The sequence below is a fragment of the Psychrobacter sp. CoH-33_TS_01 genome, assembly GCF_058189395.1.
In genome coordinates, this window is the sequence record NZ_JBVGQI010000005.1 from 1 (window position 1) to 14,276 (window position 14,276).

General features: G+C 43.9%; 10 protein-coding genes. 1 reads left to right on the plus strand and 9 read right to left on the minus strand.

From position 1 onward, the window contains the following. Window positions 1-72: 72 nt before the first annotated feature. From ACZ2XM_RS09435 to gmk, 9 genes are all read right to left on the minus strand, one after another. Complete coding sequence (locus ACZ2XM_RS09435) at window positions 73-1,683, minus strand: DUF262 domain-containing protein (protein ID WP_490588552.1); 1,611 nt, start codon at window positions 1,681-1,683, stop codon at window positions 73-75. A gap of 107 nt (window positions 1,684-1,790) precedes the next feature. Further along, window positions 1,791-2,357 carry a YqiA/YcfP family alpha/beta fold hydrolase gene (locus ACZ2XM_RS09440; RefSeq protein WP_490588553.1) on the minus strand — a complete coding sequence of 189 codons (567 nt, stop codon included), beginning with the start codon at window positions 2,355-2,357 and terminating at the stop codon, window positions 1,791-1,793. A 41-nt stretch (window positions 2,358-2,398) separates the two neighbouring features. Then, the gene (locus ACZ2XM_RS09445) at window positions 2,399-3,331 is read right to left on the minus strand and encodes a hypothetical protein (protein ID WP_490588554.1); all 933 of its coding nucleotides are present in this window, start codon (window positions 3,329-3,331) and stop codon (window positions 2,399-2,401) included. A 653-nt stretch (window positions 3,332-3,984) separates the two neighbouring features. Continuing rightward, the gene (locus tag ACZ2XM_RS09450; RefSeq protein WP_490588555.1) at window positions 3,985-5,118 is read right to left on the minus strand and encodes a cation diffusion facilitator family transporter; all 1,134 of its coding nucleotides are present in this window, start codon (window positions 5,116-5,118) and stop codon (window positions 3,985-3,987) included. 79 nt (window positions 5,119-5,197) lie between these two features. Further along, window positions 5,198-7,621, minus strand: a complete 2,424-nt coding sequence (locus ACZ2XM_RS09455) for a primosomal protein N' (protein ID WP_490588556.1) — start codon at window positions 7,619-7,621, stop codon at window positions 5,198-5,200. Window positions 7,622-7,781: 160 nt separating this feature from the next. After that, complete coding sequence (locus ACZ2XM_RS09460; RefSeq protein WP_490588557.1) at window positions 7,782-8,177, minus strand: Rid family detoxifying hydrolase; 396 nt, start codon at window positions 8,175-8,177, stop codon at window positions 7,782-7,784. A gap of 334 nt (window positions 8,178-8,511) precedes the next feature. Next, window positions 8,512-10,704, minus strand: coding sequence for a RelA/SpoT family protein (locus tag ACZ2XM_RS09465; RefSeq protein WP_490588558.1), 2,193 nt, complete (start codon window positions 10,702-10,704; stop codon window positions 8,512-8,514). Between the two features lie 605 nt (window positions 10,705-11,309). Next, window positions 11,310-11,570 (minus strand): DNA-directed RNA polymerase subunit omega, encoded by a 261-nt coding sequence (gene rpoZ, locus ACZ2XM_RS09470; protein ID WP_201498823.1) that lies wholly within the window; start codon window positions 11,568-11,570, stop codon window positions 11,310-11,312. Window positions 11,571-11,928: 358 nt separating this feature from the next. Next, the gene (gmk, locus tag ACZ2XM_RS09475; RefSeq protein ID WP_490588559.1) at window positions 11,929-12,558 is read right to left on the minus strand and encodes a guanylate kinase; all 630 of its coding nucleotides are present in this window, start codon (window positions 12,556-12,558) and stop codon (window positions 11,929-11,931) included. Window positions 12,559-13,140: 582 nt separating this feature from the next. Here gmk and ispH point away from each other — a divergent pair. Next, window positions 13,141-14,097, plus strand: a complete 957-nt coding sequence (gene ispH / locus ACZ2XM_RS09480; protein ID WP_490588560.1) for a 4-hydroxy-3-methylbut-2-enyl diphosphate reductase — start codon at window positions 13,141-13,143, stop codon at window positions 14,095-14,097. The last annotated feature ends 179 nt before the right edge of the window (window positions 14,098-14,276 follow it).

Here is a 14,276-nt window from a genome sequence, read left to right on the forward strand (position 1 = left end):
TGGATGGAAAACGACTTATCCAAATTGTTTTATGATGTTTGTCCTAAACATAACAATTTTATTTTGAACTGACTATACAATAAAACGATTTTGCCAATATTTATCGCTATCATTCTGTGGGTAAATATGCTCTATACTTACATAGTCTTTCTTATATTTATTTAATTCGTCCCAATTCAGTTTTTTATCGTTAGACATGCTTTTTTTCTTAAGATTCTGTTCATATTCATATAGAAAATATCTTATATCATCCCAACGATAGAACCCTTCTTTGCTATGAAGTTCATACTTATCCTGAATATAAGCCAAAAAGTTATCTTTGCTAAAATAATCGTCACACCAATTTCTTATATTTTCAATTGTTGAGTTTATATTTCTGCTGCCATTTAGTAATTCGCTTGCATTTCTGTAAAACTCAGTGTCTCCAGTGTTTGAACGGCGCTTACTTAAGGAGAATGTGCAGAAATTATATCTCTCTATCTCCTTAAGTAGTTCAGTGATTTTCTCTGGATTTTGATCAGAGGTGTATGCAGAAAGAATTAAAGGTTTAAACGCTTTAAAGCTTAAGCTGTTAAGCTTTTCTAACATTTCAACTTGAGAGCCAGTCATGCTAACAGTTTTGTAAGGCTGATTAGGGTTATGTATATAAAACCAATATTTAATAGATTTTTGGAGGCTATGAATATATTCTGTAATCTCTTCTCGGGTTAAAGCGCTTTCTTTATCTTGTAATATACGTTTTGACGTGAAAGCTTCATCTAGTAAAAAATCTATATATACATTACCCTTATTTCTAGAATAGTTATAATACATAATCCAATGATTACGTAAAAATTGATCCTCATCTAAAGGTTGATCTTTATTCCTTCCTAAGTACTGGTATATCGTCTTCCAAACATTATTGATGTCTTCCCTTAGTTTTCCGTTATCTTTTTGATCACTAAATAGAGTGGTTAAATATATAAGACGATTTTTTAACTTTTCTAGAGTGGTTAAAGCCTTCCCTCTGTTGTTCATAGTCTCAAAAGCAACGTTAATATCTATATCAGCTTCTATTTCATAGATGCTATATTTCATTTTTTGAGTTAGCTTGTAGTAAATTTTTTCTATATTGTTAGGTTCTATTTTCTGCAACTCTTTTAAGAAAAAACTTTTAGCCTTATAAAGATTTTTAGTGTAAAGAGTTAGCTCATGATTATTTGAGGTGGAACGCTTGTTAAAAATTTTAGTCCTCAAATATTCATCGCTTGGATTATCTTTTTCATACCCAAATATATAGCTTTGATAGGATTCATTTTCGGAGTTATGTTGTTCAATGATGAATTTTCTTTCTATATCACTGATTGTGGTGAAGTTAAGACTCATATTCTGTGGAACGCTTTCTAAAATAGCCTGAATCAGTACGAGAGCTGTAGTTAATCTCTGTTGACCGTCTACAACATAATATGGTTTAAAGCCTTTGTTCTCAATTAACCATATATCTTCCTCCCATTTAGCATAACGCTCTTTATTTAAAGGCTCTAGAGTCAATACTCCCGTATAGTGCATCCTCTCATCGTGAAGTTGAAGAATATCTTCCCAGAAGTCTTTTATTTGATGCTCACCCCAAGCATAGCCTCTTTGATAATCAGGGATACGGAACAATTTATTTTGGAATAAACCTACTAAAGTATGAGTTTGCAATTGATTAGCCTTAATTAAATTAATATATTAAAGGATATCTCATAAAATAAACTAATGTAAGCTATTAATTATACGAAGGTTATAGTAACTAAGCCCTACCAGTAACCCTAGCTATTATCTACCCAAATAAGCGAATCCCCACATAAGTCATTCAGCCTCTCCTGAATCTCAGACTCGCGAGCGATACGATGGTGTCCGCCCTCAAAATAGTCTACCTGCCAACTCTCCGGTAAATTCACGAGTGTCTTTTGAGCAACCGCTACCGCTAAGCACTCATCACCAACTTCAATCATGACCTTGGTTATTGCTGGGTTGGTAGTGGGAAAGTTTAAATCCATACTCGCCACATTAGGAATACGGTCTGCTAATACCTCGCTAGGATTTAGGCACGGCGCAATCAATAGTGCGCGCAGACCAAACTTGTGAGCAAAATGATTGGCAAACCAGCCACCAAGCGAATGTCCCGCCAGTACCACTCTAGGATACTCTTGCATTTTTTCGCTAATCAAGGACTCATAGACCGTAAATATGTCTTGAAAATCGTTACGGTAATCTACCGTTTGACAGTATTTCGGCTCGCGCTTAATACAGGTATATTTACTGGTCTGATCACTGGAATCTAAGCCATGAAAAAACAGTAAAAACGTTTCGTTATTTTTATTAGGTAAGGTCATATTTTTATCCTTTATCTTAGTTATCATTAAACTAACGGGCATTAAACTAACGGGTTTAGTGCGCTATGGGTTAACCAGTCTTGGTATATCGTTACCAGCTCTTCACAAGCGGGCAATGGGATATGGCGAGCCATGCTCTCACTAAACCAATAGGTATAAACATCTCGAACGATCTTTTGTACCGCTTGTGCATCTTGCGGGTCGTGATCGCGCAATTTATAGGCAATATCTTGGGCTTGAATATCACTTTCCTGATAGGGCGCGCTCCAACCTACCCGATAGCGAAACAGCACATCATTGATAGCTAAGATATATAGCGCATTTATAGTCCCATAGTGACCGACTAGACCATCCAATACATCACAGCGCTGTCTATAACAGAAAGGGTCTAGCGGTTGGTCCGCCTCCTCTGTAATACAGCTCGCACTAACCATATGACTTGGCACGGTATAATCATCCCAGAGTAGGACATAAGACTGCCCAAACCCGCCTTTTTCTACCGCATTAAACTTCCAAATGCCTTTTTGCTTGGCTATTTCTCCAGTATCGCCACTATAGTATGGCAATTGGATAATCCATTGTGACAGGCCATCGCTGTCATAGATAATATGGGTCTTGCCAATCCGCACGCCTTGTTTGGGTAATACTTGGGTATAAAATTTATTAATATCACGAGTATAGAGTTTCGCACGTCTAATTTTTGCTTCAGGGCTATTGTCCAAAAAGCGATCGTCACCCAGTCCGGCACTAGATTCATAAATCGATTGATATAGCCAGAATGGCGCTACAAAGCTCAGCGTCTCCTCAGAATTGTTCACAAAGTACACGTCACTTTCGTAGTCATCTACTCTAATCGTTTCTAAATAAAATAACGGCACTTTCGCCGGCGGGACCTTATCATTCTTGGGTAAAAGTGCCAGTCCTGATACGCCTGTCCAAGCTAAATTATCGAGTCTTTTTTGGGTATTGCTCATAGTATTGTCCTAGTTATCATTGTAATGGGGGAGCTGTGCTGCGTTTTGAAAAGGCAATAGTTTTTATTTTTTAATCGTTAAGAGTTTTCTAAGTGGTTAGGCCTGACTGTTTTCGTATAGCTGGTTTGCTAGACACAACTGTCCTGAGACGTTTTAGCAGCCCAATTTAAAGTAGACACTATTATCAGCCATCACTTTTAAATTTAGGTGTTGGTAACAAACGTACGATTTAAAGGGTTTTGGAGGTTTAACGTTCTAGTTTTTACAAGAAGAGGGCAGTGCGCAGTGAGGTATTGAATAAGGTCGCTCATACCAAGCTAAAGTTAGAAGTGAATCATTGCGATTCGAGGGGTAACTTTAGTAGCGGTCAGTATAAATAACCAGCAAAATAAAACCCTTTGATTGGATTAGAGCTTGGGCTAAGTAACGAATTAGCTTTTTTCCTTACCTGATTAATATAGTACAAATGATTAGCGAAAGACAGGTAAATAAGACGTCATGCGACAGCAGTTGTCGTGAGTGTTTTACTATTAATAGTAATAATTTCTACAACATATAAGCCATTACCTTTGCTAAAGAGTTAATAGGCAAAAATAACGGCTTAAATTAAGTATTTTATAAAATTTTTCTAGTTGCTAAATAGAATCAACTCTTTAATGATTATGACCCAAATGCCCTGAATTGTCTTGACCACGGCTGGAGATATCACAGACTAAAGCATCACCATGGGCTTCAGAAAAGCCGCTACTCTCTACCTGAATTGTAGCATGGCTAATCCCTAAGTCTTCTAAGCTATGCTCGAGCTCATGAATCAGCTTACTAGCTGCACTAATACGCATATCACCATCCACGATAACATGACACGATAAAGCATGTAAGCCACTGGTAATGGTCCAAACGTGCAAATCATGGACTTTAATTACCGCTTCATGAGCTTCCATAATCGCTACGACATTATCTAAGGATATGTCGCTGGGGGTGCCTTCCATTAGGATATGCACCGATTGTTTGACCACGCGATAGCCGCTAAATAAAATTAAGGCGGCGACGATGACAGACGCTACGGGGTCCGCCCAAGCCCAACCGAACCACATCATGGCTAAGGCGGCAATAATAGCGGCGACTGAGCCTAATAAATCCCCTAACACATGCAGATAAGCACTGTGCATATTCAGGTTTTTAGCTTCTGGAACCTTGCTAGCCACTTTTGCACTATTTTTCCCATGGTCATGATCGTGGTCGTGTGCACCATGTCCTTCTTCGGCATGATTGTGATCGTGGTCATGGTCATGGTCAGCATGGCTGTCCGCTGCACCACCACGATGTAACATCCATGCCACTACCACGTTGACCAACATGCCGATAGTTGCAATGATGAGCATACCTTTGGTAGCAACATCGGGCGGCGAGTTGATTCGGCCAATTGCCTCAATAAAAATCATGATTGAGATAATTATTAGGGTCGCTCCGTTGGCGCCGGCGACTAAAATCTCAAAGCGTTTATAGCCGAAAGTCTTCTGCTCATTGGCCGATTTTTCACCAATTTTAAAAGCCAGCAAAGTCGCTCCCAAAGCAGCGGCGTCGCTAAGCATATGACCGGCATCTGACAATAGCGCTAGACTGTTGGTCAGCCAACCGCCAATGGCCTCTACTAGCATAAAGCCTGTGATAATAATAAAGCTAATCAGTAAAGTACGCCGCTGCTTACTAAGGTCACGGGCTTTGGGCTCATCGTGAAAATGCGGAGGATCGTGCGGGACAGTGGGGTCAAATTTTGGCGCGGACATAAGGCCTCTTTTAGGCTAGTGGACAGTGAGCGTTCGGCACAGGTTTCAGGGCAAGCGTAAGGTTAAGGGTGATAAGCCATTACCATCCTACAGGATCCACGTCTAAAGTCAGTTTAAGATATTTTGCAGAAGGTAAATCAAGGACTTGCGGCCACCAGTGGTTGAGCACTTGATGCAAATGTGGGCGCGATTTGGCGAGTAATAAGAGCTGAGAATGATAGCGACTATTCTTCTTTTTCATTGGGGCATCGATAGGCCCGAGAATGGCTAGCTCATTAGGGATAGGTAGAATAGCGCGCGCGTCTTTCAGGGCTTGGGTAGTGCGCTCTAAGGTTTTGCCCTCACAGCGAATTAATACGCCGTGGGTCTCCGGCGGTAACCCCATCATTTTACGCTCTTGCAGGAGCTGTAACGCAAACTCTTGATAGCCGTCGCGTACCAATTTCAACAGCAGTGGATTGTCCGGTTGCACGGTCTGGATCAACACTTTACCGGGCTTGTCACCACGGCCAGCTCGACCGGCGACTTGGATAATCAGCTGGGCGGTATGCTCAGGAGAGCGAAAGTCGGGCGATAAAAAACCACGATCGGCATTGGGCATGCAGACTAAGGTGACGCGGGGAAAGTGATGGCCTTTAGCGACCATTTGCGTGCCAACTAAAATGGCTGGCTCGCCCGTATTGATACGCTGATAGATATTTTCCCAACTGTCTTTGCGCCGGGTGGTATCGCGGTCGATTTGGATAATAGGGTAGGTCACTTTACTGGTCTGCGGGTTGCTAAATAGCGCATGCAGGCTTTCGGTCAAACGGGTAGTGCCCATGCCCACCGCGTCTAAATTTACGCTGCCGCAATCGGGGCAAGCGGTGGGGATATAAGCTTGCCAATCACAATGATGGCATTTGAGATAGCTCGGTTGCTGGCTATTGAGCTGACTATGGTGCAGGGTCATATGCGCCTCGCAGCGGGTACAATCTGCTTGCCAGCCGCAAGCGGCACACAGCAAAATAGGCGCATAACCACGGCGATTTAAAAAGATGAGTACTTGCTCACCAGCTGTTAGCGTTTGCCGGATAGCATCGATGGTGGCATCAGTTAGCCCCGTACTTTGGGCACTATTGATATTGGGCAATAGCGACTTTTGCTTGGGGGTATCGACTGGTTGGTCGCTATAAGTCGTTGGTTTGTCTCGCGCATCGACCAGCTGCAGGGTAGCGGCTTTGGCATTGCCGGCCCGTTTATGTAAGCTTAATTCGGTTAGTTTGCCATCGGCTACCAGTTTAAACTGTTCTAAGGCAGGCGTGGCGGTACCCAGTACTACCGGCACTTTGGCTTGAAAGCCGCGATAGAGTGCAACGTCCGCGGCATGATAGCGCAGGGTGTCTTGCTGTTTATAAGACTGGTCATGGGCTTCATCGACGACGATTAGACCGAGATTGGCAAAGGGATACAGGACGGATGAGCGCGTACCAATGATAATTTGGGCATGACCTTGACGACAGTCCTGCCAACCTTGCATCCGTTGGGTGTTATTTAGCCCCGAATGTAATAGCAGAATATGGGCGGCAAAGCGCTGCGCAAAGCGAGCTCGAGTTTGTGGCGTCAAGCCAATCTCTGGGACCAGTACTAAGACTTGCTTACCGGCCGCTAAAATTGGTTGCATGGCTTGCAAATAAACTTCGGTCTTGCCACTACCCGTGACGCCGTTGAGCAAAAACCCTTGATACTGCTGGTGCTCGAAAGCTTGCACGATAGCGTTGACAGCAGTAGCTTGCTCGTCATTTAAATCCAGAGGCATCTTGGCTAAAGAAGGCAATTTTGGTGCGCCTTTCGGTTCCAAATAATGCTCAATAAGGCCTTTTTCTTCGAGTTTGGCTAAAAATGGCCGCTCCATACCTTCTAATAATAAGATATCTTCGCTTGCTCCATGCCGCCCATGTAGTTTCAGCATTTCAAACTGTTGTTTTTGTTTTTTAGCTTGCGGGGAGAAGTCGCCATCCACAACGTTGGGTAAGATACGCCAATGGGTAATTAATAGGTCTAACGGTTTGCCTTGGCGGATGAGCGTTGGCAGCATCACGGAGAGCACATCACCGAAGGGGTAATGATAATAGCGCGCTAGCCATTGTCCCAGACTTAGCATATCGCTAGCTAACAGCGGCTCGTCGTCTAGTACTCGTTTGATAGGTTTAAGTTTATTAGTAGGAATCGTGCTGTCGGCCGCAGGCACGTGGGCGACCACAATACCAATGAGCGTTTGCCGGCCAAAAGAGACTTCCACGCGTGCTCCGATAGCAGGTAGAGCAGGGGTCTCATCAAGTGGCGAGTGCGTAGGCGGGGTAGCAGCAAATAGGTCGTCGCTAGTCACAGCCGATGCAGAAAAAGAGGGGGGACTGTCGCTATAGTCTATAATTTGCGGTTGAGTGGGCGCGTTTTGAGAAGCGGGTGCGAGGTAGTCGAATACCCGATAAAGCGGAACAGGTAGAGCGACACTAACCAGCATAGCGACGGATAATCCATAGGCAAATAAGGAGGGGGGTAAAACGGCTCAATACTTTCTGTTGTTACTTGCCATAGGCTATAAATAACCATGATATGCGCCATAGGAAAGCATTGAGAGTAAAGCTAAACGTTATTGCTTATCTTAATATAGAGGATAGAAATTAGTCTTCGATATATAGAATCGTCTCAATTTCTACTACGCCACCTTTTGGCAATGCAGCTACTTGCAAGGCAGCACGCGCAGGATACGGCTCAGATAGGCGAGCGGCAAACAGTTCGTTAAGCGCAGCAAAGTCATTCAAATCCGTTAATGACACGTTAAATTTAACCGTATCTTTCAAAGAACCACCAGCGGCTTCACAGATGGCTTCGATATTGTCCATGACTTGCGCGGCTTGTGCTTCAAAGCCTTCATGCAATTCCATAGTGGTGGGGTCGATGCCCAATTGGCCAGAAATATAAACCGTGCTACCCGCATCGGTAGTGATTTTTACGGCTTGTGAATAGGTACCTACTGCAGCAGGGGCTTTATCAGTATGAATAATTTCGCGTGGCATAAAATGTCCTTATGTTATTTTGAATGTACCCGGTAACCGGGTCAGTATGTTTTTAAAATTACACGTATTTTAGGCAAGCTGCCGACAATGATTCGGCTAGCTAAACCTAGTGTGTATAGTGTAGCAGAATCGGGGCGCAATCATAGGGGTGCACAGATATAGACGTTTGAGAATAGGGTCAAGTTGAAGGGGTCATCATAGCAAATAGTCTGCAAAATAGGAGGTTCTCACAGTATTCTTCACGCTGTAAAACCCCTATCCGCAAGCTATAATTTTCACTTTTCCAGTCTTAGATTCTAGATGCTTTAATATTTAACTATCTGATTTTTAGATGTTAAAGCTGATATAGGCGGCGAATATTAGGGAAGTCAAGTAAGCGGCGTAGTGCGTGAATTGCTTGCACTAAATGGTTGCGGCTCAATACCAGTAGATGGATATCCGTATCGGTCGAGCGCACATCAATTTTCTCTACCCCGATATTTAGCTCACGCAACTGATAAATGACCTCACTGATTTGCTCATCGTTTAACACAATGGATAGCTTCAGATAGGCTAGGTAATAGGTTTTTTCATTGCGGTCGCCCGAGACACTGTCTAAGTCTTCTTGTTTGCGCCAGCTTAACTGAATAATTTGGTAAGGGTTGTCTTTACGGATATCGTCGAGCGAGAAGCATTTATGGCGATGCACGACCAAACCATGTCTTGATTGATGGCCTAAAATTGGGTCACCATAAATCGGATGACAGCAATTGGCAAAAGCCAACTCAACGCCTGCTGCGGTAGCAATAGCGTGTTGCGCTTGTCGGTTGCCATGAGCATCATCTTCCGCTTGCTTATCGGCCACTTCATCTCTATATAAGCGCGACACCACCAGCTGCGGTAGCAAAGTACCTCGACTAATCTGTTCAAACAATTCGGCCTTGCTACTGATACCACGCCAAGCAAAGAGATTGTCCCAATCGTTTTCTGTGAGGTTAGCAAGGCTCTTTTGATAAGTATGCAATGCCCGATCTAACGCCTGCTCACCGTGATGCTGTTTTTCAGTGTCAGACAAGTCTTTAAACCAGCGCAACACTTGCTCACGCGCTTTATTGGTAACCACATAACCCAGCCACTCTGCCTTAGGCGCAGAGTTGCTATCGACTTCAATCTCGACTTTCTGTCCATCTTGCAATACTGTACCGAGTTTGGCTTTTTGGTCATCAATATTGGCCCCCACCGCGATATTACCGACAAAAGGCCCGACGGCATAAGCAAAGTCTAGGGCTGTGGCACCACGCGGCAGCTCATAGGCACGGCCTTGCGGGCTATAACAAAGAATCTTGCTAGAGTGCAAGTAGTTCATCAACGCATCGATGGTAGAGACAGCAGACTGGAAGTCGCTATCGACCTCACACTCAGAGCCATTAATATCTTCACAGACGATGTCTTTGAGGTTGCGTAAAGAGGCTTGAATGACCGATTTACTGACTTCGGAAGCGGAGTCCACGCCGATAGCGCCGAGTCTAGCGGACTTCTGCATTTGCTTGGTCATAATAATGACTTTAATAGTGTCATTATCGCGCTCGTAAGTCAGCGTGAGCGACTGGTTGCCACCGGGTAGGGGACGACGGATATTATCTTCAATATTATCGTTATCAATCTGATATTTAGTAATGAGGTAATAAGCTAGCTTATCGCAAGATTCCACGCTATCGAGCACGATTTCAAACGCGTAGTAGCGTAATAAATCACTGATTTCCCCGCGATTGCGAAAAAATCGGCGATACATAGTCACCTGGCTGTCGAGCATTTTGACATGACCCGTTAGGCTCATGTTTTCGATAACAAAGGTTAAATACTGATGGATAGCTTCTTTTTTAAAGTTACGCCCGAGACCGTGTTGTAATAAGCGATCGGATAACTTGGTATACATAACCGGGTCAAGGTTGCGATAGCACAGCACTTCGATATAGTCAGCGATATCGTTCAGCCCCATAAGCCGAGCAAAAGGCACATAAAAGTCTAGGGTTTCGCGAGCAGTTGAGCGCTGTTTGTCTGGACTTACCGCATCTAAGGTCGACATATTATGCAGGCGATCGGCCAACTTAATAATCAATACCCGTGGGTCGTCTAGGGTCGCCGTAAGAATTTTATGAAAGGTCGCCGCTTTATTCTGCAATTTGTCATGGCGAGAGGATTTTAGCTTGGTGACACCATCCACCAGTCTAGCCACTGTTTCGCCATAATGGGTGACCAGTTGCTCATAATTGACCTCGGTATCTTCGACTGTATCGTGCAAGATGGCGGCGATAATCGTGTCGCGGTCTAAGCGGAAGCCCGCCAAAATCTCTGCCACAGCAATGGGGTGGGTAATATAGGGTTCACCAGATTTACGTTTGTCTAAAATATGGGCCTGATCGCCAAAGTTACAGGCATGCAAAATATCTTGACGGGCATCTACGGATAAGTAGCCGACGGAACGCATTAGATTGTACTGAGCATCATCCACCAAATGATGACTAAGTTTAGGTAACGTCTGGCTCATGGCGGGTATTTCCTAATTCGTCGTTGCATAGACACGCAAGTGGTTATATAAAAAGTGGTTCTATAAGTAGACACTAGGGTGCTACTTAGGAATCGTTTAGCGAGCGTAGCCTAGTAGTAAGTTGCTACAGCGCTAATAAGAAGCCAGTCGTAGCCTATCTATGGTTGATATAAGCGGGATTATTAAAAGGGCCAATTAAGGGGCTATCTCAAAGTAGCATTGTCTAGCTATGTATGAGGAATAAGCACCTAGTAATAATAAGTCCTATCGATAAAAAAGTCGCGTTTACAAGTCACCAATAAGGGGCAAGATAGCCGCGACTGAATCTAGATCCCGACACTCTAATTAATCGTAATTCCGCTTAAATGTCAACAGCTAATGCTCGTAGCATACGGCAATAGCGCAGCTGGGCACGGATAACGAGCACTTTACTGCAGAGGCAATAAAAAAACCACAGCGGGTGGGCTGTGGCTTGTTCTCTAAATAATGACTGAAATAGCGCCACTCACTTTAAAGGGCTAGCGACCTATATAAGAACGCTGCGTACTCAGTATCATTTAGAGACGGTCTGCAAAATTATCTAGAATAACTTTCTAGAATATTCCTTAGAAACCGTGATTGCCTGATAAAGCTAAGTCAAGCGAGCTGGTCGCAAAGCTATGTTCAGGCTGAGTTAGGATATCGCGAGTGATTTTGCCAGCAGCGATTTCACGTAGAGCCAATACGGTTGGTTTGTCATTGTCGACATCAACCATAGGCTCTGAGATACCTTTAGCCAATTGGCGCGCACGTTTGCTGGCGACCAAGATTAATTCAAAACGGTTATCAACGTTGTCCAAGCAATCTTCAATAGTTACGCGTGCCATAGTTACCTCGGTGTCATACAAATTTCGCAAATACAGCAAGGCTTTTTTACCTGCCTAATAGCTAGTAGCCACCGCCATAATGGGCGGATGACGGCCAGATAGAACTTTACGGGGCTGCGAGCGCTGCTAAATTTGTCAAATAAATGGAAATAGATAGTAGATAACCGCATAGTATAGCAAAATTTGGCGATTATCGCAGTAAAATCGTTGGCTAATGCCACCCATTCTAGTATCTAGTGATGCTATACAGCCAAGCTATTAGTTATCTTATAAAGCCAAGCTACTTATTATTTTAGCAACAGCAGCTTATATAAAAATAGCTGGCAGCCAGTTAGCAGTACTTTACGATTACTGTCAGCTACAGGGCATCGCTGTCAGCGTTCATGAGTGCGGCAATCGTGCTTTCATAACGCTGCTTCTGACGCTTAGTAGTCTGACGTTTGGCTACGATGATAGATTTAAGCTCATAAAGCGCGGCCTCAAAATGATCATTAATAACCACATAATCAAAGTGGACGTATTGGCGCATTTCATCCACGGCTCCTGCTAGGCGAGTATTAATAACCTCCTCACTGTCTTGGCCGCGACTGGACAAGCGCTGACGGAGCGTCGGTAAGCTAGGGGGTAGAATAAAAATCATAGTGACATCAGCGAACAGTTTTTTTACCTGCAATGCCCCTTGCCAATCAATTTCTAAAATAACGTCAAAACCTGCTTTTAGCTGCGCGTTGACGCTGGCTTGAGAAGTTCCGTAATAGTTGCCAAATACTTCAGCGTGCTCCAAAAAATTACCGGCATTAATCCCAGCAATAAAGTCTTTAGTATTCGTAAAATGATAATGCATGCCATCGGTCTCACCCGGTCTAGGCGCGCGGGTCGTATGCGAAATACTAACGGCCAAATCATTAGTCGTGGCTAGCAGTTGTTTAACAAGAGAGGTTTTACCGGTACCTGAAGCGGCCGTAATAATAAAGAGGGAGCCTGTCATATAAAGTCTCAGTTTTGGTAGGAGCATTTAGCGGACGTAGCGGCAATAGGCGCTAGCCGGCACAATCTACAGCATTAATATCGATGCAATTATTCGCAATATTAGTACTGAGTCGTATAGCGGGCCTATATTATACCCGCAAATACGCTTAAATATCCTGAAATTGACAGTGATATTGGTTGGATTTTTCAGGGCTTCTTTACCTCAATTGCTCAGCTGTCGGCATATCTGCCTAGGTAGACGAGAGAGGGGTCAGATAAGCCCCAAGTTTAACAGGCGCTGAAAACGGTCAGCGTAAAAAAGCTGTTAGCATAAATTAAAGCTGTTGGTATAAATTAGAGGAGCTTTCGCTAGCGATCACTCAATAATGGCTATGCCTAATTGGGTTATCTACTGTCTAATAACGATAGCGTTATTGTGAATTCGTGATGAAAGACGCACTACAGAGCAGCGCAAAGGGGCGCAATTATGCTAAAGTAACGGCTAATTATCGTATAAAATTACTAGCGCATTTATTACCGAGCTGATCATCAGGTTTGGACTTATCATCGCTAGCAGAATTGTCTATCGCTAAGGTCTATTATGCAAATTTATCTTGCCAATCCTCGCGGTTTTTGTGCCGGTGTTGACCGCGCAATTGCTATTGTTAATGAGGCATTAGCCCGCTTTGAGCCGCCTATCTATGTGCGTCATGAAGTCGTCCATAATAAATTTGTGGTCTCTGACTTAGCGGAACGTGGAGCTGTATTCGTTGAAGAGTTGCACGAAGTGCCGGATGGCGCTATCGTTATTTTCTCGGCACACGGGGTCTCTAAAGCTGTGGAAGAAGAGGCCGAGCGGCGTGATTTAACCGTTTTTGATGCCACTTGTCCCTTGGTTACCAAAGTCCATATCGAAGTGTCGAAATTTGCGCGTGATGGCATGGATGCGGTCCTCATTGGTCATGCTGGACACCCTGAAGTAGAAGGGACTATGGGCCGCTTTAACCGTCAATACGGCGGTCATATCCATCTGGTCGAAGATGAAGCGGATGTGGCTAAATTAGAAGTGCGCGACCCTAACAAGCTGGCTTTTGTGACTCAAACCACCCTGTCGATGGATGATACGGCGATGGTGATTGATGCGCTGAGAAATAAGTTCCCCGCCATTGAGGGACCACGCAAAGATGACATTTGCTACGCTACACAAAACCGCCAAGATGCGGTCAAAGACTTGGCTAGCCGTTGTGAAGTCGTCTTAGTCGTAGGCTCACCTAACTCCTCAAACTCTAACCGGCTGCGCGAATTGGCCGAGCGCATGGGCTGCCGTGCCTATCTGATTGACAATGCTTCTGAAATGGATAGCAGTTGGTTTGATGGCGTCAAAAGTGTCGGAGTAACAGCGGGTGCCTCTGCGCCTGAAGTGCTGATTCAAAACGTTCTTAGTCAGATTCAGGCGTGGGGTGGTGAGTTGCCTAATGAGCTGGCGGGAATTGAAGAAAATGTGACCTTTAGCTTACCAAAAGCCTTACGGATTCCTGTAGCGCAGGTCAGTCAGTAACTGCTCTTCTTATTTTAATAAATATCCAGCATTTCTATAACGAGAGTCATTGATTAGGTAGCGGCTAGATCTAACTCATTGACTCTTTATACACATCTATAAAACCTTTCTGTACCTAAAGCAAAGAGCTGATAGCTCTAATGCTCCCTTTATAGTGCGTTATCTCCTATACTATCTCA

What these genes read in the sequence shown, in the direction of transcription:
- ispH (WP_490588560.1), top strand. Translation starts at nt 13,141, where the DNA reads ATGCAAATTTATCTTGCCAATCCTCGCGGTTTTTGTGCCGGTGTTGAC.
- ACZ2XM_RS09460 (WP_490588557.1), bottom strand. Translation starts at nt 8,177, where the DNA reads ATGCCACGCGAAATTATTCATACTGATAAAGCCCCTGCTGCAGTAGGT.
- ACZ2XM_RS09455 (WP_490588556.1), bottom strand. Translation starts at nt 7,621, where the DNA reads ATGCTGGTTAGTGTCGCTCTACCTGTTCCGCTTTATCGGGTATTCGAC.
- rpoZ (WP_201498823.1), bottom strand. Translation starts at nt 11,570, where the DNA reads ATGGCACGCGTAACTATTGAAGATTGCTTGGACAACGTTGATAACCGT.
- ACZ2XM_RS09450 (WP_490588555.1), bottom strand. Translation starts at nt 5,118, where the DNA reads ATGTCCGCGCCAAAATTTGACCCCACTGTCCCGCACGATCCTCCGCAT.
- gmk (WP_490588559.1), bottom strand. Translation starts at nt 12,558, where the DNA reads ATGACAGGCTCCCTCTTTATTATTACGGCCGCTTCAGGTACCGGTAAA.
- ACZ2XM_RS09465 (WP_490588558.1), bottom strand. Translation starts at nt 10,704, where the DNA reads ATGAGCCAGACGTTACCTAAACTTAGTCATCATTTGGTGGATGATGCT.
- ACZ2XM_RS09445 (WP_490588554.1), bottom strand. Translation starts at nt 3,331, where the DNA reads ATGAGCAATACCCAAAAAAGACTCGATAATTTAGCTTGGACAGGCGTA.
- ACZ2XM_RS09440 (WP_490588553.1), bottom strand. Translation starts at nt 2,357, where the DNA reads ATGACCTTACCTAATAAAAATAACGAAACGTTTTTACTGTTTTTTCAT.